Below are 18,740 nucleotides of genomic sequence, written 5' to 3'. Positions count from 1 at the left end.
TCCCCTACTCTTCTTCCGACGCGCCAAAGCCCGCGCTCATGCTCGCACGGGCGGTGTTTGCCCATGGCGTCGCATGGTTGTCGATGCGCATCTGGAACAGAAAATAGGTCGGCGAGCAGAAGCCGATGCCCTTGACCTTGGCCGCGCCCGGCGTGTCGGACGGCAGCGACTGGCACATATAGTCCTCGCGGCAGAAATGATTGGCCGAGCACGCCGGACGGTTGCCGCGATTGACGGCGCCGCCAAGGCATTGGTCGAAATTGTTGGTCGCCACGCAGATGTCGAACTTCTTGCCGCCGACCAGGCCGCAGATTTCGCTCGGCACCGGCTTGCCGGCCCTGAAGGCGGAGAAGGCCAGATCCTTGGCGTCGCAGCCGCGATAGGCGAAGCCGCCCGGAACGCCGATCTTGGGCGGACGGCAGGTGTAGGCGGTGCGTGAGATGGCGGGGGCGAACGCCGCGAACTGGCCGGTGGTCTTGTAGCGGTCGTTGAAAGGCTGCGCTGCGTTGCTGGCAATCGTGCCGGTCAGGCAGGGATGGCCGGAAAAGATCTTCCCGCTGTCCTTGGGCAGCAGGCATTGCGCGAGTTTCGTCCTGACCCCTGAAGCGGTCGCGATCGGCGTGCAGACCGTGCCGGCTCCGCATTGCCAGCTGTTGCCGAAGCGGGCGGCGTCTTCCGGCGTCAGGCACGGCATTGCTGTCTCAGCCGGCGCATAGGCGATCTCGCTGGTGCCCTCCCAGACTGCCGGCGGCGCGAAGGACAATGGGCGAAACCGGTTGGGCTCCTTGCCTTCCGAAATCGCTCGCAGCCACGCCTCACGGCGCGGAATCTCGGCATGGAGATGCGGCGAGACGCCGACCTCGATGCGGTTGAGCGGCGAGGTCGTGGCATCGTCGAGACCAATGAAATGGAAGCCGGCGGTCGAGCCCGCCTGATGGCAGCCTTGGCAGGCGCCGTTGTCGAGCCGGTCGACCAGGGCCTCCGGCGTGCGCACCAATGAAAACTTCGAATAGTCGAGCCCGTCGAACACCTTGGGTTCGAACAGCGGCGTGAACGGATGATTGGCCTGCCTGGCGCTGCCGAAGGTCGACCAGGAGATCACCTTCCTCGCCAGGAATTCATCCGGGATTTCGTAGACGCCGAGATCGACCGCGGCGGCGTTGGCGCGGACATAGTCGGCAAGTTTCGCTTTCAACTGCGCGTCTTGCGCAAGGCGGACGGTGTCGGGCGTGTTCTCCAGCGGCTTTTCGCCGACGGCAGTCCCATCGATGTCAAAGATACGCATGAGATAGGCGGCCTGCCCGCCAAACTCGGTTTCCTGGCCGGAAGGAAAGCGCACAACCTGGGCGTTGAGCTCGAGCTGCTTGAAGAAGAGGCCCGCCTTTTCCAGCGGTCCGCCTGCCAGCCAGCCGGGATCGGCGGCTTCGTCGAGCTGCGGCATCCAGCGCCCGGCAACGCCGACGCAGCCGCCGTCGGCATCCGGCGCGACGTTGTAGACGGCGTTGAAATTGAACGGCAGCCGCGAGGCCAGGACCTTGCCGTTCTTCCTGAAGCTGTAGGCAAGGCGGTAGATGAGACGCACCTCGCCGCAACCCTTGCCGCCGCCCAACGCGGCGAAGTCGCGCCGGTCGAGCCGGTTGACGATGCCGACCAGCCGGAAGCGCGCCGCGTCAGTCTTTAGCCAGCGCATGTCCATGATGCGGCCGACATTGCCGTCGGTCATTTCGTAGAGCGGCCGGCCGCCTGCTTTCATCTCGGCGCGGAGGCCAGCGACATCGGCGGCCACGGTCTCGACGATGGCGTGGTAGGCCGGCGCAGCGTCATAGAGCGTCTTTAGGTCGTCCTTGCCGCTCACGCCAAAGATGCCGGCGAAGCTGTAGCCCTTGGCATCGAGCACGGCGAGCACGCGCGGATCATCGATTACAGTCACCGGACGACTGGCTTGCGCCGCCTGCACGCAGAACACGGCCATGGCAAAAGCAACGAAAAGGAGAACCAGCCGCTTCATTCGGCAGTGCTCTCCATCAATTCGCGCAGCACCGGCACCATGGCCAAAGGCAAATCCTCGGCGATCAGGCCGGGTCCGAACCGGCTGCCGGCTTCGGCATGAATCCAAACGCCGGCGCAGGCTGCTTCGAAGGCCGGCATGCCTTGAGCAAGCAATCCAGCGATGATCCCTGCCAGCACATCGCCGGAACCCGCGGTGGCAAGCCAGGGCGCGCCGTTGCCGTTGATGGCGGCGCGGCCATCCGGTGCCGCGATCACCGTATCGGCGCCTTTGTAGACGACGATGGCGTGGGCTCGCGCAGCAGCCGCGCGCGCCTTGGCAAGTTTTGAAAGAGCCTCGTCATCCGCAAAGTCAGGGAACAGCCGGCCGAACTCGCCTTCGTGTGGCGTCATCACCAGCGCCGGCGCGCCGGCCCCGCCGGCCGCCTGGAACAGTGTCTCAGGCTCGTCGCGAAACGAGGTGATGCCGTCGGCGTCTAGCACCAGCCCTTCAACGCCCGCGCCCTGCCCTTGCCTGGCGCCTAGCAGCGCAACGGCAAAATCGCGCGCCCTTTCGCCGACACCGAATCCTGGGCCGAGCACAAAGGATGAGGGACGGCGATCGGTGAGGAAGGCGGCAAGATCGGCAACCGCATCGGTCTTGCGCAGCATGATCGAGGTCAGATGCGCGGCATTCACCTGCATGGCATTCGCCGGCGAAAGCACGGTCACCGCCCCTGCTCCGCTTCTTGCCGCTGCAAGCGCCGACAGGTGCGCGGCGCCGGTCGCCGAAGGACCGCCGGAAAAAACACCGGTGTGACCGCGCTTGTATTTATGCGCATCGACCGCCGGAACCGGAAAGGCAGGCAGCCAATGTGCCGGTCCGTTCTCAAAGGTTCGCGGCGCGATATGGGCGATGACGCCGTCGCCGATGCCGATGTCGGCAAGCACGATCTCGCCGCATTGCTCGCGGCCAGGCAAAAGCAGATGCCCCGGCTTCTTTCGAGCGAAGGTCACGGTCGTGGCCGCGCGGAACGCGCTGCCAAGGATGGCCCCGCTTTCGCCGGAAACGCCGGAAGGCAGGTCAATGGCGACCACCGGCAAGCCAAGGGCCGTCACGATCCGGACGGCTCTCGCGGCATCACCCGACAGCGGTTTTGAGAGCCCCGCACCGTAGAGCGCATCGACCACGAGCGAGCCAGGCTCGGCGGCGAAGGCCGACAGCGGCTGACGCGCGAGCCTGCACTCGGTCGACGCGAGCGCGGCGTCGCTGTCTGCCCGCGGCTCACCCGACACCCATAGCGCGACGTCGACTCCGCTCTCCTGGAGCAACCGCGCCACGACAAAACCGTCGCCGCCATTGTTGCCGGGACCGCACAGCACATGCACTCGCGTCGCCGTGGGATAGCGCGCCAGCACCACGGCCGCGACCGCCTCGCCGGCGCGTTTCATCAATCCGTAGCCGTCGAGCGGGCCTTCCGCGATCGCCAGCCGGTCGGCCTCGGCCATCTCGACCGGCGAAAGAAGTTCATTGCGCATGGGATTGCCGATCTTCATCCGATCAAGCATTGTCCGATTTGCGGTTCGAAGCAAACAGCAACGGCCAAATGCCACCCCAAAGCAGTGGCGCCAGGAGGGGAGTCTGCCCGCAAATTGCGCTATCTGCCCAAATTTTGCGCAGACGGATGGAGGAGCGATGTATAGGCTTTGGGCGTCGATGACGCATCCAATGCAACGGATGACGCGAATTTGCATCCGGGCGCGGCATGGCATTTGAATCGCCCGATACCGTCTCCAACCTCCGGGAATTGGCACGCTTCGTGCTTGATGGAGGCGCAAGCGGGGTACACAACCCGTCTCTTTGGCAGTGGAGGCCATTTTCTACATGAAAAAGATCGAAGCGATCATCAAGCCATTCAAGCTGGACGAAGTGAAGGAAGCGCTTCAGGAGGCCGGACTGCAGGGCATCACCGTCACCGAAGCCAAGGGTTTTGGCCGGCAGAAGGGCCACACCGAGCTCTATCGGGGCGCTGAATATGTCGTCGACTTCCTGCCCAAGGTGAAGATCGAGGTGGTGCTGGGCGACGATGCCGTCGAAGGCGCCATCGAAGCCATCCGCAAGGCGGCGCAGACCGGCCGCATCGGCGACGGCAAGATCTTCGTCTCCAACATCGAGGAAGTCGTGCGCATCCGCACCGGCGAAACCGGCATGGATGCTGTCTGACGTCCTCGATCTTCTGAACCGTCATCATCAAAAAACGTCATCACACAGGGATACATGACATGACGACAGCCAAAGACATCATGAAGCAGATCAAGGACAACGACGTGAAGTTCGTTGACCTGCGTTTCACCGATCCGCGAGGCAAGCTGCAGCATGTGACGATGGATGTCGTCGAGGTCGAGGAAGACATGTTCGCCGACGGCGTGATGTTCGACGGCTCCTCGATCGCCGGCTGGAAGGCGATCAACGAGTCCGACATGGTGCTGATGCCGGATACCGACACCGTCCATATGGACCCGTTCTTCGCCCAGTCGACCATGGTCATCCTGTGCGACATCCTCGATCCGATTTCGGGCGAGGCCTACAACCGCGACCCGCGCGGCACAGCCAAGAAGGCCGAGGCCTATATGAAGTCGGAGGGCATCGGCGACACGATCTATGTCGGTCCGGAAGCCGAGTTCTTCGTGTTCGACGACGTCAAGTACAAGGCCGATCCCTATAACACCGGCTTCCGCCTGGACTCGACCGAACTGCCGTCCAACGACGACACCGACTACGAGACCGGCAACCTCGGCCACCGTCCGCGCACCAAAGGCGGCTATTTCCCTGTGCCGCCGGTCGATTCCTGCCAGGACATGCGTTCCGAAATGCTGACCGTGCTCGCCGAGATGGGCGTGCGCGTCGAAAAGCATCACCACGAGGTCGCCGCCGCCCAGCACGAGCTCGGCATCAAGTTCGACACGCTGGTACGCAACGCCGACAAGATGCTGATCTACAAGTATGTCGTGCACCAGGTCGCCAACGCCTATGGCAAGACGGCCACCTTCATGCCGAAGCCGGTGTTCGGCGACAACGGCTCGGGCATGCACGTCCACCAGTCGATCTGGAAGGGCGGCAAGCCGACCTTCGCCGGCAACGAATATGCCGGCCTGTCGGAAACCTGCCTCTACTATATCGGCGGCATCATCAAGCACGCCAAGGCGATCAACGCCTTCACCAACCCGCTCACCAACTCCTACAAGCGCCTGGTGCCGGGTTACGAGGCGCCGGTGCTGCTCGCCTATTCGGCGCGCAACCGCTCGGCCTCCTGCCGCATTCCGTTCGGCTCGTCGCCGAAGTCGAAGCGCGTCGAGGTCCGCTTCCCCGATCCGGGCGCGAACCCCTACCTCGGCTTCGCCGCCATGCTGATGGCCGGCCTCGACGGCATCAAGAACAAGATCCATCCCGGACAGCCGATGGACAAGGATCTCTACGACCTTCCGCCGAAGGAGTTGAAGAAGATTCCGACCGTCTGTGGCTCGCTGCGCGAAGCGCTGCAGAGCCTCGACAAGGATCGCGGCTTCCTGAAGGCCGGCGGCGTCTTCGACGACGACCAGATCGACTCCTACATCGAGCTGAAGATGGCGGAAGTCATGCGCTTCGAAATGACCCCGCATCCGGTCGAGTACGACATGTACTACTCGGTCTAACGCTCTGATCGAATAGAAAGTTCAGCCCTTGGAGGAGAACCCTCCAAGGGCTTTTTCATTGCTCGGATGCATCCCGGTCGCTCGCGGCCGTAACCGCACCTTCGATCTACCGTATGAATTGGTAATGTGGGTGCCCTGCCGACGAACGGTGACGGCTGGTCTGCCCCATCGGCGATCAAAAAAGGCCCCGGCGTTTTGCGCCGGGGCCTTGTCGTTTTCTTTCGCGGCGCGAGACCAGAGGTCCGCGCCGAGAGAGATCAGGCGGCTGCCGAAACGGCCGCGGTCGGGACCTGCGAGATCGTCTTCAGAACCTGCGAAGCGATCTGGTAGGGGTCGCCCTGCGAGTTCGGGCGGCGATCTTCCAGATAGCCCTTGTAGTCGTTCTTGACGAAGGAGTGCGGAACGCGGATCGAAGCGCCGCGATCGGCGACGCCGTAGGAGAACTTGTTCCACGGCGCGGTCTCGTGCTTGCCGGTCAGACGCTTGTCGTTGTCCGGGCCGTAGACGGCGATGTGGTCCATCAGGTTCTTGTCGAACTGCGCCATCAGCGCCTCGAAATAGGCCTTGCCGCCAACTTCGCGCATGTAAGCGGTCGAGAAGTTGCAGTGCATGCCCGAGCCGTTCCAGTCGGTGTCGCCGAGCGGCTTGCAGTGGAACTCGATGTCGATGCCGTACTTCTCGGTCAGGCGCTGCAGCAGGTAGCGGGCCATCCACATCTGGTCAGCGGCCTTCTTGGAGCCCTTGCCGAAGATCTGGAATTCCCACTGGCCCTTCGCCACTTCAGCGTTGATGCCTTCATGGTTGATGCCGGCGGCCAGGCACTGATCGAGATGCTCCTCGACGATCTGGCGCGCGACCGAGCCGACATTCTTGTAGCCGACGCCGGTGTAATAAGGGCCCTGCGGGGCCGGATAGCCGGTTTCGGGGAAGCCGAGCGGACGGCCGTCCTTGTAGAAGAAATATTCCTGCTCGAAGCCGAACCAGGCGCCTTCGTCGTCCAGGATGGTGGCGCGCTTGTTGGACACATGCGGCGTCACACCATCCGGCATCATCACTTCGCAAAGCACCAGCACGCCGTTGGTCCGGGCCGGATCCGGGTACACGGCAACAGGCTTCAGCACGCAATCGGAGCTGTGGCCTTCGGCCTGGTTCGTGGAGGAGCCGTCGAAGCCCCACAGCGGCAGCTGCTCGAGCGTCGGAAACTCGGCAAATTCCTTGATCTGGGTCTTGCCGCGCAGGCTGGGGGTCGGGACGTATCCGTCGAGCCAGATATACTCGAGCTTGTATTTGGTCATTCTAGAGCCTCTCGTTGCTTGATCACCGCCAAACGGTGGCGACGCATGGCCGGGTCGAGCCGGCCTGCCGAACCGTTAAAATGCAATTCGTGTGCCACTCGGGAACCAGTGGGTGCGGCAAAATGGTCAAGAGACCGCGCGGAATTTGCTGAGCCGTCTCACCGCTGCGCCGAGATCGATCAGAACTGCAATATGCATAAATACTAGGCAAATACTGATCTTTTTGTGAGCATATTGCCTAAATGAATCGCAGAACCTACATTGTCGGAAAGGTGAATCGAAAAGCTCCTGAAGAAGAAAGGAGACCGGCAATGGAGATCGTCTCCACCCGTCCCACGGCTAAAATTCTGATGTTCCCGCTTGCAGGCCGGACATCTGCCTCAAATTTAGGCGCAAAGGCGAAATTCGCGGCAGAGCTTGCCTCGTTGCGCAATACGCACGCCGATTTCGACGGCTGGTACCATGAGGCGGCGATCGAGGAAGAGAACCAGCAGCGCAAGAGCTGACGCGCACCTCCGGTCTCCAATACGAAAAAGCCCGGCGCGATCGCTCGCGCCGGGCTTTCTGTTGTTGGAAAGGCCGATGGTCAGTCCTTCGCGTGCAAGTCGGTGCCGAGCGTATCCCTCACGAAGATCATGCCGATGATCAGCGACATCGCGGCGATCACCACCGGGTACCAGAGGCCGTAGTAGATGTCGCCCTTGTAGGCGCTCAGCGCAAACACCGTTGCCGGCAGCAGACCGCCGAACCAGCCATTGCCGATATGGTAGGGCAGCGACATGCCGGTGTAGCGGATGCGGGTCGGGAACATCTCGACCAGGATCGCGGCGATCGGGCCGTAGACCATGGTCACGAACACCACCAGGATGAACAGGATACCGATGGTCATCGGCCAGTTGATGGCAGCCGGATCCGCGAACATGGCGAAGGGGCCGCCGCCTGGGATGGCGTAGACGGTGATCTCGGTCGCGCCGGCGGCCTCATCCTTGGTCAGCAGCTTGTCGGTAACCGCCTTGTCGGCCGGAACCGTCGTCTTCTCGCCGCCGCGGATGGCTGCGGCGTCGAGCTTCAACTCGGGATTGGCTGCGACGAAGGCGTCGAGCTTCTGGTCCGGCACCTTGGCCGCGGCGCGCTTCAGCGGGTAGCCGCTGTCCTGCAAGGACATGTTGACGGCCTTCTGGAAGACGGCCTCCTTGGCCTTGGCCTGATCGCCGGCGGCGACGGCATCATAGGAGTCTACCGTCTCGTTGCCGATCTTGACCGTTGCCGCCGTGCCAGGTGCTGCCGTCGTCACGACGTCGTAAGGCACCGAGTTCTTGGTCAGGAACGAGGTCGCGATATCGCAGGATGTCGTGAACTTGGCCGTGCCGACCGGGTTGAACTGGAACCTGCAGTCGCCAGGCGCCGCAGTCACCGTCGCACGCGTGTTCTGCTGGGCGGTGGCCAAAGCCGGATTGGCGGCCCAGGTCAGCGCCTTGAACAGCGGGAAGGTGCAGACGATGCCCATGGCCAGGCCGGCCATGATGATCGGCTTGCGGCCGATCTTGTCGGACAGCCAGCCGAACACGACGAAGAAGATCGAGCCGATGGCAAGCGCGATGGCGATCATGATGTTGACCGACTGCGCGTCGACCTTCAGCACGTTGGTGAGGAAGAACAGCGCGTAGAACTGGCCGTTGTACCAGATCACGGCCTGACCGGCGGTGAGGCCGAGCAGCGCCAAAAGCGCGATCTTGGCGTTCTTCCACTGGCCGAAGGCTTCCGACAGCGGCGCCTTGGAGCCCTTGCCCTCCTCCTTCATGCGCTGGAACGTCGGCGATTCCGAGAGCGACAGCCGAATCCAGACCGAAACGGCAAGCAGCAGGAAGGAGACGATGAAGGGAATGCGCCAACCCCAGGAAGCGTAGGTTTCCTTGCTGAGCGAACTTTGGACGATCAGGATGACGATCAGCGACAAGAACAGGCCGAGCGTCGCCGTCGTCTGGATCCAGGAGGTGTAATAGCCGCGGCGGTCATTCGGCGCATGCTCGGCGACATAGGTCGCGGCACCGCCATATTCGCCGCCCAGCGCCAGGCCCTGCAGCATGCGGAGCCCGATCAGGATCACCGGCGCCGCGATGCCCCAACTGGCATAGCCGGGCAGCAGGCCGACCAGGAAGGTCGACAGGCCCATGATCGTCATGGTGACGAGGAAGGTGTATTTGCGGCCGACGAGATCGCCGAGGCGGCCGAACACCAGCGCGCCGAACGGGCGCACGAGGAAGCCGGCGGCAAAAGCCAGCAGCGCGAAGATGTTGCGCGTCGCCTCGGGGATGGTCGGGCTGAAGAAGGTCGCACCGATGAAGGCGGCGAGCGAGCCGTAGAGATAGAAATCGTACCATTCGAAAACGGTGCCGAGCGAGGAGGCGAAGATGACCTTCTTTTCCTCCCGCGTCATGCCGCGGCTGGTTCTGCCGGCGGTCGAAGCCATTGCCATAGATATATCCTCCCGTGGATCCCGTCTGTCCTCGACGGCTGCGCGCCACCGTCCGCAATTTCTCCAAACGCGGACTCAAAACGCAGCCCAACGACGGGAAAAATGGCAGAAAGCGCCCACGAAAGGCAGCGCGACGATGGGATTATGACTTTCGTATTAGGTGCAATGCGAAAGCGGAGCGGCAGGCTTGCCTCACGCGATGCCGGCCGGAAGCCGCTACGCACTTTTCCTGGAATTGCTGTTTTTGCACGTCGCAATTCCGTACGGAAAACCGCTACGCACTTTTCCTGGAATTGCTCTTTTGTTTCGTCGCAATTCCGGACGGAAAACCGCTACGCACTTTTCCTGGAATTGCTTTAGGCCTTCAGCGCTTCGAGCAGGGCGACGGCCGCCATCATGTCGCGTTTGCGCGCCGAGCGGCGCGCGACCGCTTCGGCATCCTGGCCCCAATGCTCGATCTGCCAGTCTTCATCGACATGGGCGGCAAGCCATGCTTCCTCGCCGTCGATCTCACCGAAATCGACGGCAAGCGCCAGCAGCGCGGATCCGGTCAGCGACGTCATGACGTGGATGGCGGCCAGCCGCAGCGGCTCGTTGCGCTGACCGAGATGCGCGCCAAGGACGGCGATCGCCTCGCGCGGCTGCTCGACATGGATGACGCCCTCGGCGAGATTGAAGCGCGCGCCAAGGCTGCTCCTCGCCCAATCGAGGACGGGGTCCCAGAGCCTGTTCTGCCGGTCGACCAGCCCTTGCGGACCGTCGGCGCGGTAGCAGAGCAGATCGGACGAAGCAAAGCGCAGGATGTCCTCCAGCACCGCTTGCGGTTCGCTGGCGACGCCGTCGATGGCCGTGTTGGCAAGGCGCAAGACCGGCATGGTGACGGGATCAATGACCTCGCCTTGCGCGGAAAACTCGTCAGCCACAAGGGTTGCCCCTCGTTCAGTCGGCAGCGCCAGCAGCGCCTTTCCCGGCGTGCGGACCGGCCTGCCGTCGAGATGGACGGCAAAACCACCTTCGACCGGCATGACCGTAACCGCCTTGTAGAAGCGCTTCGGCAGCGGCGTCTTCATCTGGATCTGGGCGCGTCGCACCGGATCGGGATCGGAAAGCTGCTTTCCAGCTTCGAGGTCGTTGAGGATGTCGCGCATGTCGTACTCCCTACGCTGGAACCTGCTTGCGCGCCGGCCGGTTGACGATGATCAGCCCGGCGGCGATCAAGCCGAGCGCCAGGAAACTCCTGACCGTCAGCGGCTCGCCCAACAACACCGCGCCGCACAGCACGCCAAACACCGGCGACAGGAAAGCGAAGCTCGACAGGCCTGCCGCCGGGTATCGCGTCAGCAGCCAGAACCACAAAACATAGGTGAAGGCGACGATATAGAAAGACTGGAACAGCAAAGCCAATGTCGGCAAGGCTGCAATTTCGCGGATCGGCGGGCCGGCGAGCGGCATCACCAAGGCACCAACGACGGCGGCGCCCGCGAGTTGATAGAGCAGGAGCCTCTCGGCGCTGGTCGCGACCAGTTTCGACCGCTTGATGAAGATGCTGGTCAACGCCCACAGGATACCGGCGCCCAGGCTGAGCAGATCACCTGTAACCGTCGCGCCGCTGCCGGCGCCGATGCCGTCGGAAAACACGGCCACGAGCCCGCAGAAGGCTAGCACGAGGCCGGCGAGCTTGCGCGCAGTGATGCGCTCGCCGAGCAGGAAATGGCCGCCGATCAGCACCCAGAACGGCATGGTGTTGACCAGCAGCGTGTTGCGGGCGACGGTCGTGTATTCCAACCCGACGTAGAGAAACAGGAACTCGACGCCGAAAAGCGCGCCCACGACAGTGCCCGCCGCAAGCGTCCCGTCGCGTTCGAACACCCTGATGCCGCGCAGCCGGCACCAGCCGAGCACGCAAAACCCGCCGAGGATAGAGCGCGCGATCGAGACGAAGACGGGATCGTAGCCGGCATAGGAAACCTTGGCGGCGACATAGTTCAGCCCCCAGGACAACGTCAGCCCGACCATGATGGCGGCCGCCGTCATGTCGACCGCATCGCGGCGGTCGAGCGTGTCGACGGCGCCGCTCAATCCTAATCCTCCGCGCTTTGCTCGTCGAAGCCGAGCAGGTTCCAGCTCTGACGCATATGCGGCGGCATCGGCGCGGTGACATCGATCACGCCCTGGTCGGGATGCGGGATGACGATGCGGCGCGCATGGAGATGCAGGCGGTTCTGGATGCCGCCAGGAAACTCCCAGTTGGTGTCGGCCTCGAAATATTTGGGGTCGCCGATGATCGGGCAGCCGAGATGGGCGGCATGGACGCGAAGCTGGTGAGTGCGGCCGGTATAGGGCTCCATCTCCAGCCAGGATAGCGACTGCGCCGCCTGCTCAACGATGCGGTAGTAGGACACGGCATGGTCGGCGCCTTTCTCGCCATGCTTGGCGATACGCACGCGGTCGCCGTCTGGCGTTTGCTCCTTGATCAGCCAGGTTGAGATCTTGTCCTCGCGCTTCGGCGGCACGCCCTTGACCAGCGCCCAGTAGGTCTTCTTCGTCTCGCGCGCCCGGAACGCTTCCGACAGCTTCATCGCCGCCAGGCGCGTGCGGGCAACCACCAGCACGCCTGAGGTGTCGCGGTCGAGGCGGTGGACGAGACGCGGCTTCTCGCCCTTCTGGTTGCGCCAGGCCTCCAGCATGTCGTCGACATTGCGCGTGACGCCCGAACCGCCCTGCACCGCCAGCCCCGCCGGCTTGTTGAAGACGAAGACTTTTGCGTCCTCGTGCAAGAGCATCTTGGCGAGCACGTCTGCGTCGCCCTGGTTGCGGATCGAATGGCCGGTAAGCGGGGCATCGCCCTTCTTGTCGACATCGAGCGGCGGAATGCGCACGGTCTGCCCGGGCTCGACCCGCGTGTCGGCCTTCACCCTGCCGCCATCGATGCGGATCTGGCCGGAGCGCAACAGCTTCTGCAGATGGCCGAACCCGAGGCCCGGGAAGTGGACCTTGATCCAGCGGTCGAGTCGCATGCCCGCCTCGCCGGCCTCCACCGTGATTTGTTCAACACCTGCCATGGCTATGCGTTATCCGTTCGAAAGCGGCGCCATAGCACTAAGGCGGGCAGGTTGCGAGCCAAAGACCCAAACAAAGAACAAAGATCGCGCCAAGGGGTACATCCGGCACCGCAGGCACCGCCGGATGCTGTCAGTTGGCGGCGGCCTTCTTGGCCTTGGATGAGCCGATCATCTTCCAGTTCTTGTAGAACATGGAATTGATGCGCTCGACGCTCACCGAGACGATGGCGAGAAGGCCGGCGATAAGGCCGGGGAATGGCGATGGACGGATGATGTCCATGAACACGCAATAGCGTCGCCCGTCATACTCGTTGACCGAACGGTGCAGCAGCGTGTCGTCGAAAATGTAGAGCGGATTGTCGTGCCAGTAGTTCCTGGCGTTATTGCACTCGACGAAAATCTCGGCCTTCACCGGCAACAGGTTGTAGAGGATGCGCAGGCTGAGCCGCAGCGGCCCGAAATGCCAGGAAGTCGATTCCCTGCCCCTGAAGACCGAGACCGCGATGGTCTTGATGTATTTGAAGTCCTTGTTGAATTCCGCGACGTTGTCGATCTTGTGCTTGCCATACCACTGATAGACATACATGCCGCGCCGGCCGGTGCCGAAATTGGCGTCGATATCGGCGATGATCTCGTCCTTGCGAGCCTTGAAGACGTCGAGAACCTCGTTGACCTCGCGCTGATAGTCGGCGGGAAACTGCTCCAGCTTCCACACGCCCGGGTTCCGGTAGCAAAGCAGGTCGACCAACAGATTGAAGGGCGACAGCAGCCAGGTGAAGATGCCGTTGCCGAGGAAGTAGCCGCGCAACAACGACAGATCCTTGTTGGTATTGCGCAGCACGTCGATGAGGCCGCAGACGATCCAGATCGTCGTCAGGATCGGGATGAAGTAAAAACCGAGCGCGAGAAGCGGGACTGCGATCGCAGCCTGACGAAGGGTCTTACGGGTTTGCTTTGTCATAGTATTTCGCGCGAAAGCGCGATCCTGTTCGCATGAGCCAAATCACGGCGACCCCCGCCAGCCGTGCGCCTTAATAGGATTTTTCGTATTGCTGCACAATCTGGGTCACAGTAGGTATGATCACGATTGCACAAGCATTGCGCGTGCCACGCCGCTATCCCCGTTCTTTACGCAGCTTTGCCCAGTACTCCAGCCGCTTTCGGATATCGCGCTCAAAGCCGCGTTCCGGCGGATCGTAGAAAGTGTGCCGGCCCATCTTTTCCGGGAAATAGTCCTGGCCTGAGAAGGCATCCGGCTCGTCATGGTCATAGCGGTAGCCGGCGCCGTAGTCCTCCTCCTTCATCAGCTTGGTCGGCGCGTTGAGGATGTGCTTGGGCGGCAGCAGCGAGCCGAATTCCTTGGCCGCTTGCGTCGCCGCCTTGAAGGCCGTGTAGACGGCGTTCGACTTGGGCGCGGTGGCGAGATAGACGGCGGCCTCAGCGAAGGCGAGCTCGCCCTCGGGCGAGCCCAGATAGTCATAGGCATCCTTGGCGGCATTGGCGACGACCAGCGCCTGCGGATCGGCAAGACCGATGTCCTCCACCGCCATGCGCACCAGCCGGCGGCCGAGATAGAGCGGATCCTCGCCGGCATCGAACATGCGGGCGAGATAGTAGAGCGCGGCATCCGGGTCCGAACCGCGCACCGATTTATGGAGCGCCGAGATCAGATTGTAATGGCCATCCTGGCCCTTGTCGTAGATCGGCGCGCGGCGCTGGATGACGCGCTGCAGGCCCTCCGGCCCGAACACCTCGCCGGGCTTGGCGGCGCGCCAGACTTCCTCGGCCAGCGTCAGCGAGGCGCGGCCGTCGCCGTCGCTCATGCGGATCAGCATGGCGCGCGCCTCGCCGTCGAGCGGCAGCGCCCTCCCCTCGGCTTCTTCGGCGCGCGCCAAAAGCTTGGCGATGCTCTCCTCGCCCAGCGAGCGGAACACCAGCACGCGCGCACGGGAGAGAAGCGCTGCGTTCAGTTCGAAGGACGGATTCTCGGTGGTGGCGCCGACCAGCACGACCGTTCCGTCTTCCATCACCGGCAGAAAACCATCCTGCTGGGCGCGGTTGAAGCGATGGATCTCGTCGACGAAGAGCAGCGTCTGGCGGCCGTTGGAGCGCCTGAGCTTCGCCGCCTCGAACACTTTCTTGAGGTCGGCGACACCGGAAAACACCGCCGATATCTGCTCGAAGGCAAGATTGGTCTCGCCGGCCAGCAGCCGCGCCACCGTCGTCTTGCCGGTGCCGGGCGGCCCCCAGAAGATCATCGAGCCGAGCGAGCCGGATTCGATCAGCCGCGTCAGCGCGCCGTCAGGGCCGGTCAGATGTTCTTGGCCGACGACTTCACCGAGGTTCTTCGGGCGCAGCCGGTCGGCCAGCGGCCGGCCGGGCGGCGCTTTCTCTGGTTCACCGGAACTGAACAGATCGGCCATGCTTGTCTTTTGGTTGGAGCGCGATCCTCAGAGATGGGAAGAGCGCCTCAATAACGCAACACCTGGCGTAGTGTCTGCCCGCCGCGTTCGACGGTAAAGCGCCACCAGCGGGTGTCTTGCTGGGCAATCTGTGCCAGCGTCGTTGCCGTGTCGATAGCCGTGCCGTTGACCTCGCGCACGATGTCGCCCGGCTGGAAGCCGAAATCGGCGGCGGGCGAATCGCGGTTGATGTCGACCACGGTGACACCCTTGAGATCGGTACGCAGGCCAAGCCGCTGGGCAAGGCGCGGCGACAGTTCCGCCACCTTGGCGCCCGAGAACGGGCTGCGGCCATGCAAAATTACTTCCGCGGCCTTGGCGCCTTCCGGGGCCCGCTCCAGCGGGATTTCCAGTGTCGCCTGCTGGCCCTTGCTTAAGATGGCGAAGGTCGCCTTGGTGCCGATGGACAGCGTTGCCATGCGGTAGTCCAGCGCCTCGATGCTTTCGACTGGCGTGTTGTTGAGCGACAGGACGACGTCGCCGGGCTTCAATCCCACCTTGCCGGCAGGGCCCGCAGCGTCGACCGACGAGACCAGCGCGCCGGTCGGCTTTTCCATGCCGAGCGATTCGGCGATCTGCGGTGTCACCGCCTCGAACTCGGCGCCGATATAGGGCCGCTCGAAGAAGTCGAGCCCGGCCTTGGCGGCGTCGGCGAAGGCGCGAACCATGTTCGCGGGAATAGCGAAGCCGATGCCGATCGAGCCGCCGCTGCGGCTGTAGATCGCCGTGTTGATGCCGACCAACTGGCCGCCCATGTTGATCAGCGCGCCGCCGGAATTGCCGGGGTTGATGGCGGCATCGGTCTGGATGAAGTAGCCGGAGTCGGAGACGCCGATATGGCTGCGCGCAAGCGCTGAAACGATGCCGCTGGTGGTGGTCTGGCCGACGCCGAACGGATTGCCGATGGCGAGCACCAGATCGCCGACCTCGAGCGCGTCCGAATCGCCGATGGCGATCACCGGGAACGGCTTGTCGGCCGAGATCTTGAGCACGGCGAGATCGAGCGTCTCGTCCTTGAGCATGACCTTCGAGGCGAATTCGCGCCCGTCGGCGGTCGCGACCTTCACCTCGTCGGCGTCCTTGATGACATGGTAGTTGGTGACGATGACGCCGCTTGGATCGACCAGCACACCGGAGCCGAGCGAAGACTGCGCGCGCGGCCGCGCGCGGCCGAAGAATTCCTCGAAGAAGGGATCGCCTTCGAAGGGCGAGGTGACCTTGGCGGTCTGCGAGGCATAGACGTTGACCACCGCGGGCGCCGTCTGCTTGACCAGCGGTGCGAAGGAAAGCTGCACCTCCTCGCGGCCGAAAGGCACGCGCTTGTCCGGCCCTGAGGTGGAATTCTCGCCTTCGACGCCGTGCAGCAGATCGGTCAGCACATCGGAAAGGCCGGGGTCTGCGGGCTTGGCTGCGTCCTCGGCCAATGCCAGTCGCACGCCCGGCCCCGCGGCAAAAGCGGCGAGCGCGCAAACTGCAATGAGAAACAGCCGTTTGAGGTGCATTCCGAATCCTCCAGATCAGGCGCCATTGTCCCGACGATTGTGCAGAATGAAAGGCCAATGCACGGAAATGCGACGATTGTCGCGCGAAACCATGAAGCTTGGCAGGCAAAAACGTCTTGCCCGAGCGTCGCCTCTCCAAAATGCAAAAAGGGGCCCGAAGGCCCCTTGAACTCATTCGTGGAAAACCGAGGCCTCAGGCGGCCGCGGCTTCCTCGTTGACGCCTTCCGCCTCGAGGCGCGCGCGGTCGGCGGCGCCCTTGGCCGAGGTGTCGCGATCGACGAACTCGATGACCGCCATCGCGGCATTGTCGCCTTTGCGGAAGCCCGCCTTCATGATGCGCAGATAGCCACCGTTGCGCTGCGCGTAACGCGGCGCAATCGTGTCGAACAGGCGCTTCACGACCGGCTCGTTGCCGATCTGGGCGATGACCTGACGACGGGCGTGCAGGTCGCCGCGCTTGCCGAGCGTGACCAGCTTCTCGACGATCGGACGCAGGTCCTTCGCCTTAGGCAGGGTGGTGACGATCTGCTCGTGCTCGATCAGAGACACGGCGAGGTTGGCGAACATCGACTTGCGGTGGCTTACGCTGCGGGCGAAGCGACGGCCTTTGAAACCGTGGCGCATGGCTCTTTTCCTTCTTCAGTTGTTCAAGAGGCCACGGCCTCTGATGGTTTTCCGCATGACCGTCGGATCGAACGGCTCGCGCCGCCGATCCTTGGAATTCATGCTCAATATTGGTCTTCGTAACGTTTTGCGAGGTCTTCGATGTTTTCCGGCGGCCAGTCCGGCACTTCCATGCCGAGGTGCAAGCCCATCGCCGCCAGCACTTCCTTGATCTCGTTCAGCGACTTGCGGCCGAAGTTCGGGGTGCGCAGCATCTCGGCTTCGGTCTTCTGGATCAGGTCGCCAATATAGACGATGTTGTCGTTCTTCAGGCAGTTGGCCGAACGCACCGAAAGCTCGAGCTCGTCGACCTTCTTGAGCAGCGCCGGGTTGAAGGCGAGCTCGGTGACGGCCTCGGTGGCGACTTCCTTCTGCGGCTCGTCGAAGTTGACGAACAGGCTGAGCTGGTCCTGCAGGATGCGGGCGGCGAAAGCCACCGCGTCCTCGCCCGAGATCGAACCGTCGGTCTCGATGGTCATGGTCAGCTTGTCATAGTCGAGAACCTGGCCCTCACGGGTGTTCTCGACCTTGTAGGAGACCTTCTTGACCGGCGAGTAGAGGCTGTCGACCGGGATCAGGCCGATCGGCGCGTCCTCGGCGCGGTTACGCTCGGCCGGCACATAGCCCTTGCCGGTGTCGACGGTGAACTCCATGCGGATCTCGGCACCCTCGTCCAGCGTGCAGATGACGTGGTCGGGGTTGAGGATCTCGACGTCGCCGACGGTCTGGATGTCGCCGGCGAGCACGGCGCCCGGGCCCTGCTTGCGCACGACCATGCGCTTGGGACCATCGCCTTCCATGCGGATGGCGATTTCCTTGATGTTGAGGACGATGTCGGTCACGTCCTCGCGCACGCCGGCGATGGACGAGAATTCATGCAGCACGCCGTCGATCTGCACGGCGGTGACGGCCGCGCCGCGCAGCGAAGACAGGAGCACGCGCCGCAGCGCATTGCCGAGGGTGAGGCCGAAGCCGCGTTCGAGCGGCTCGGCCACGAGCGTGGTCAGCGTCTTCTTCTTCGACGAGAACTCGATCTTGTTCGGCTTGATCAGTTCCTGCCAGTTTTTCTGGATCATGGTGTCTTCCTTCCTTTGACCCGCCACCATCCAATCGTGGCGGGCAGCCTGGAATTGCCGCGGAGGAGCGCCTCGGCGCTCACGCGGTGTTCAAAAATATTAGACGCGGCGCTTCTTGCGCGGGCGGCAGCCATTGTGCGGGATCGGCGTCACATCACGGATCGAGGTGATGGTGAAGCCGGCGGCCTGCAGGGCGCGCAGCGCCGATTCGCGGCCGGAGCCGGGTCCGCAGACCTCGACCTCGAGCATGCGCATGCCGTGCTCCTGGGCCTTCTTGGCGACGTCCTCGGCAGCCATCTGGGCGGCAAACGGGGTCGACTTGCGCGAACCCTTGAAGCCCTGGGCACCGGCCGACGACCAGGCAATCGAATTGCCCTGCGCGTCGGTGATGGTGATCATCGTGTTGTTGAAGGTCGAATTGACGTGGGCAACGCCCGACGAGATGTTCTTGCGTTCGCGGCGGCGAACACGAGCGGCTTCCTTGGCCATGGTAGTCCTTTCAGTTGATCTCTACACCGCCGTAA

General features: G+C 63.3%; 16 protein-coding genes. 3 read left to right on the top strand and 13 right to left on the bottom strand.

Translation table 11 applies throughout. From position 1 onward, the window contains the following. Nucleotides 1–4 precede the first annotated feature (4 nt). Both EN853_RS04550 and EN853_RS04545 read right to left on the bottom strand, forming a co-directional pair. The gene (locus EN853_RS04550; protein WP_127858200.1) at nt 5–2,008 is read right to left on the bottom strand and encodes a hypothetical protein; all 2,004 of its coding nucleotides are present in this window, start codon (nt 2,006–2,008) and stop codon (nt 5–7) included. Further along, nucleotides 2,005–3,525 (bottom strand): NAD(P)H-hydrate dehydratase, encoded by a 1,521-nt coding sequence (locus EN853_RS04545; RefSeq protein ID WP_127858201.1) that lies wholly within the window; start codon nt 3,523–3,525, stop codon nt 2,005–2,007. Before EN853_RS04545 ends, EN853_RS04550 begins: the two co-directional genes overlap by 4 nt. A 346-nt stretch (nt 3,526–3,871) precedes the next feature. On the opposite strand from EN853_RS04545, the gene EN853_RS04540 reads away from it, so the two are divergent. Together EN853_RS04540 and glnA are read left to right on the top strand one after the other, a co-directional pair. Beyond that, nucleotides 3,872–4,210: a P-II family nitrogen regulator gene (locus EN853_RS04540; RefSeq protein ID WP_006205430.1), complete on the top strand. Its 339-nt coding sequence runs from the start codon at nt 3,872–3,874 to the stop codon at nt 4,208–4,210. Nucleotides 4,211–4,269: 59 nt separating this feature from the next. Next, nucleotides 4,270–5,679: a type I glutamate--ammonia ligase gene (gene glnA, locus EN853_RS04535; RefSeq protein ID WP_127858202.1), complete on the top strand. Its 1,410-nt coding sequence runs from the start codon at nt 4,270–4,272 to the stop codon at nt 5,677–5,679. Between the two features lie 257 nt (nt 5,680–5,936). Here the strand turns inward: glnA and EN853_RS04530 are convergent, their stop codons facing one another. Beyond that, nucleotides 5,937–6,974 (bottom strand): glutamine synthetase beta-grasp domain-containing protein, encoded by a 1,038-nt coding sequence (locus tag EN853_RS04530; protein ID WP_127858203.1) that lies wholly within the window; start codon nt 6,972–6,974, stop codon nt 5,937–5,939. 311 nt (nt 6,975–7,285) lie between these two features. Between EN853_RS04530 and EN853_RS04525 the strand changes: the two genes are divergently transcribed. Then, a complete protein-coding gene (locus tag EN853_RS04525; protein ID WP_127858204.1) occupies nt 7,286–7,480 on the top strand; it encodes a DUF2735 domain-containing protein in 195 nt (64 codons plus the stop codon). Nucleotides 7,481–7,560: 80 nt separating this feature from the next. Here EN853_RS04525 and EN853_RS04520 read toward each other — a convergent pair whose 3' ends face one another. The 10 genes from EN853_RS04520 to rpsK all read right to left on the bottom strand — a co-directional run bounded on the left by EN853_RS04520 (nt 7,561) and on the right by rpsK (nt 18,705). Continuing rightward, nucleotides 7,561–9,450 (bottom strand): MFS transporter, encoded by a 1,890-nt coding sequence (locus tag EN853_RS04520; RefSeq protein WP_127858205.1) that lies wholly within the window; start codon nt 9,448–9,450, stop codon nt 7,561–7,563. Nucleotides 9,451–9,806: 356 nt separating this feature from the next. Next, nucleotides 9,807–10,598, bottom strand: a complete 792-nt coding sequence (locus tag EN853_RS04515) for an ATP12 family chaperone protein (protein ID WP_127858206.1) — start codon at nt 10,596–10,598, stop codon at nt 9,807–9,809. A gap of 10 nt (nt 10,599–10,608) precedes the next feature. After that, nucleotides 10,609–11,484 carry a DMT family transporter gene (locus EN853_RS04510; RefSeq protein ID WP_167524384.1) on the bottom strand — a complete coding sequence of 292 codons (876 nt, stop codon included), beginning with the start codon at nt 11,482–11,484 and terminating at the stop codon, nt 10,609–10,611. A gap of 47 nt (nt 11,485–11,531) precedes the next feature. After that, nucleotides 11,532–12,512, bottom strand: a complete 981-nt coding sequence (locus tag EN853_RS04505; RefSeq protein WP_127858208.1) for an RluA family pseudouridine synthase — start codon at nt 12,510–12,512, stop codon at nt 11,532–11,534. Between the two features lie 130 nt (nt 12,513–12,642). Then, entirely contained in the window at nt 12,643–13,473 is an 831-nt protein-coding gene (locus EN853_RS04500; protein ID WP_127858209.1) for an aspartyl/asparaginyl beta-hydroxylase domain-containing protein, read from the bottom strand. A gap of 154 nt (nt 13,474–13,627) precedes the next feature. After that, the gene (locus tag EN853_RS04495; protein ID WP_127858210.1) at nt 13,628–14,935 is read right to left on the bottom strand and encodes a replication-associated recombination protein A; all 1,308 of its coding nucleotides are present in this window, start codon (nt 14,933–14,935) and stop codon (nt 13,628–13,630) included. Nucleotides 14,936–14,982: 47 nt separating this feature from the next. Then, nucleotides 14,983–16,476: a DegQ family serine endoprotease gene (locus tag EN853_RS04490; RefSeq protein WP_127858211.1), complete on the bottom strand. Its 1,494-nt coding sequence runs from the start codon at nt 16,474–16,476 to the stop codon at nt 14,983–14,985. A 193-nt stretch (nt 16,477–16,669) separates the two neighbouring features. Beyond that, nucleotides 16,670–17,101, bottom strand: a complete 432-nt coding sequence (gene rplQ, locus EN853_RS04485; protein WP_127858212.1) for a 50S ribosomal protein L17 — start codon at nt 17,099–17,101, stop codon at nt 16,670–16,672. Nucleotides 17,102–17,205: 104 nt separating this feature from the next. Next, nucleotides 17,206–18,216 (bottom strand): DNA-directed RNA polymerase subunit alpha, encoded by a 1,011-nt coding sequence (locus EN853_RS04480; protein WP_059188661.1) that lies wholly within the window; start codon nt 18,214–18,216, stop codon nt 17,206–17,208. Between the two features lie 99 nt (nt 18,217–18,315). Next, nucleotides 18,316–18,705 carry a 30S ribosomal protein S11 gene (gene rpsK / locus EN853_RS04475; protein ID WP_006205444.1) on the bottom strand — a complete coding sequence of 130 codons (390 nt, stop codon included), beginning with the start codon at nt 18,703–18,705 and terminating at the stop codon, nt 18,316–18,318. Between the last annotated feature and the right edge of the window lie 35 nt (nt 18,706–18,740).

The organism is Mesorhizobium sp. M1C.F.Ca.ET.210.01.1.1, from assembly GCF_004791585.1.
In the GTDB taxonomy this organism is placed as follows: Bacteria; Pseudomonadota; Alphaproteobacteria; order Rhizobiales; family Rhizobiaceae; genus Mesorhizobium.
The sequence above is the reverse complement of the archived record's forward strand: the minus strand, read 5'-3'. Positions and strand labels throughout refer to the sequence as shown.

Coding starts and splice junctions, on each gene's coding strand:
- EN853_RS04550 (WP_127858200.1), bottom strand. CDS start 2,008: ATGAAGCGGCTGGTTCTCCTTTTCGTTGCTTTTGCCATGGCCGTGTTC.
- EN853_RS04545 (WP_127858201.1), bottom strand. CDS start 3,525: ATGCGCAATGAACTTCTTTCGCCGGTCGAGATGGCCGAGGCCGACCGG.
- EN853_RS04540 (WP_006205430.1), top strand. CDS start 3,872: ATGAAAAAGATCGAAGCGATCATCAAGCCATTCAAGCTGGACGAAGTG.
- glnA (WP_127858202.1), top strand. CDS start 4,270: ATGACGACAGCCAAAGACATCATGAAGCAGATCAAGGACAACGACGTG.
- EN853_RS04530 (WP_127858203.1), bottom strand. CDS start 6,974: ATGACCAAATACAAGCTCGAGTATATCTGGCTCGACGGATACGTCCCG.
- EN853_RS04525 (WP_127858204.1), top strand. CDS start 7,286: ATGGAGATCGTCTCCACCCGTCCCACGGCTAAAATTCTGATGTTCCCG.
- EN853_RS04520 (WP_127858205.1), bottom strand. CDS start 9,450: ATGGCAATGGCTTCGACCGCCGGCAGAACCAGCCGCGGCATGACGCGG.
- EN853_RS04515 (WP_127858206.1), bottom strand. CDS start 10,598: ATGCGCGACATCCTCAACGACCTCGAAGCTGGAAAGCAGCTTTCCGAT.
- EN853_RS04510 (WP_167524384.1), bottom strand. CDS start 11,484: ATGACGGCGGCCGCCATCATGGTCGGGCTGACGTTGTCCTGGGGGCTG.
- EN853_RS04505 (WP_127858208.1), bottom strand. CDS start 12,512: ATGGCAGGTGTTGAACAAATCACGGTGGAGGCCGGCGAGGCGGGCATG.
- EN853_RS04500 (WP_127858209.1), bottom strand. CDS start 13,473: ATGACAAAGCAAACCCGTAAGACCCTTCGTCAGGCTGCGATCGCAGTC.
- EN853_RS04495 (WP_127858210.1), bottom strand. CDS start 14,935: ATGGCCGATCTGTTCAGTTCCGGTGAACCAGAGAAAGCGCCGCCCGGC.
- EN853_RS04490 (WP_127858211.1), bottom strand. CDS start 16,476: ATGCACCTCAAACGGCTGTTTCTCATTGCAGTTTGCGCGCTCGCCGCT.
- rplQ (WP_127858212.1), bottom strand. CDS start 17,101: ATGCGCCACGGTTTCAAAGGCCGTCGCTTCGCCCGCAGCGTAAGCCAC.
- EN853_RS04480 (WP_059188661.1), bottom strand. CDS start 18,216: ATGATCCAGAAAAACTGGCAGGAACTGATCAAGCCGAACAAGATCGAG.
- rpsK (WP_006205444.1), bottom strand. CDS start 18,705: ATGGCCAAGGAAGCCGCTCGTGTTCGCCGCCGCGAACGCAAGAACATC.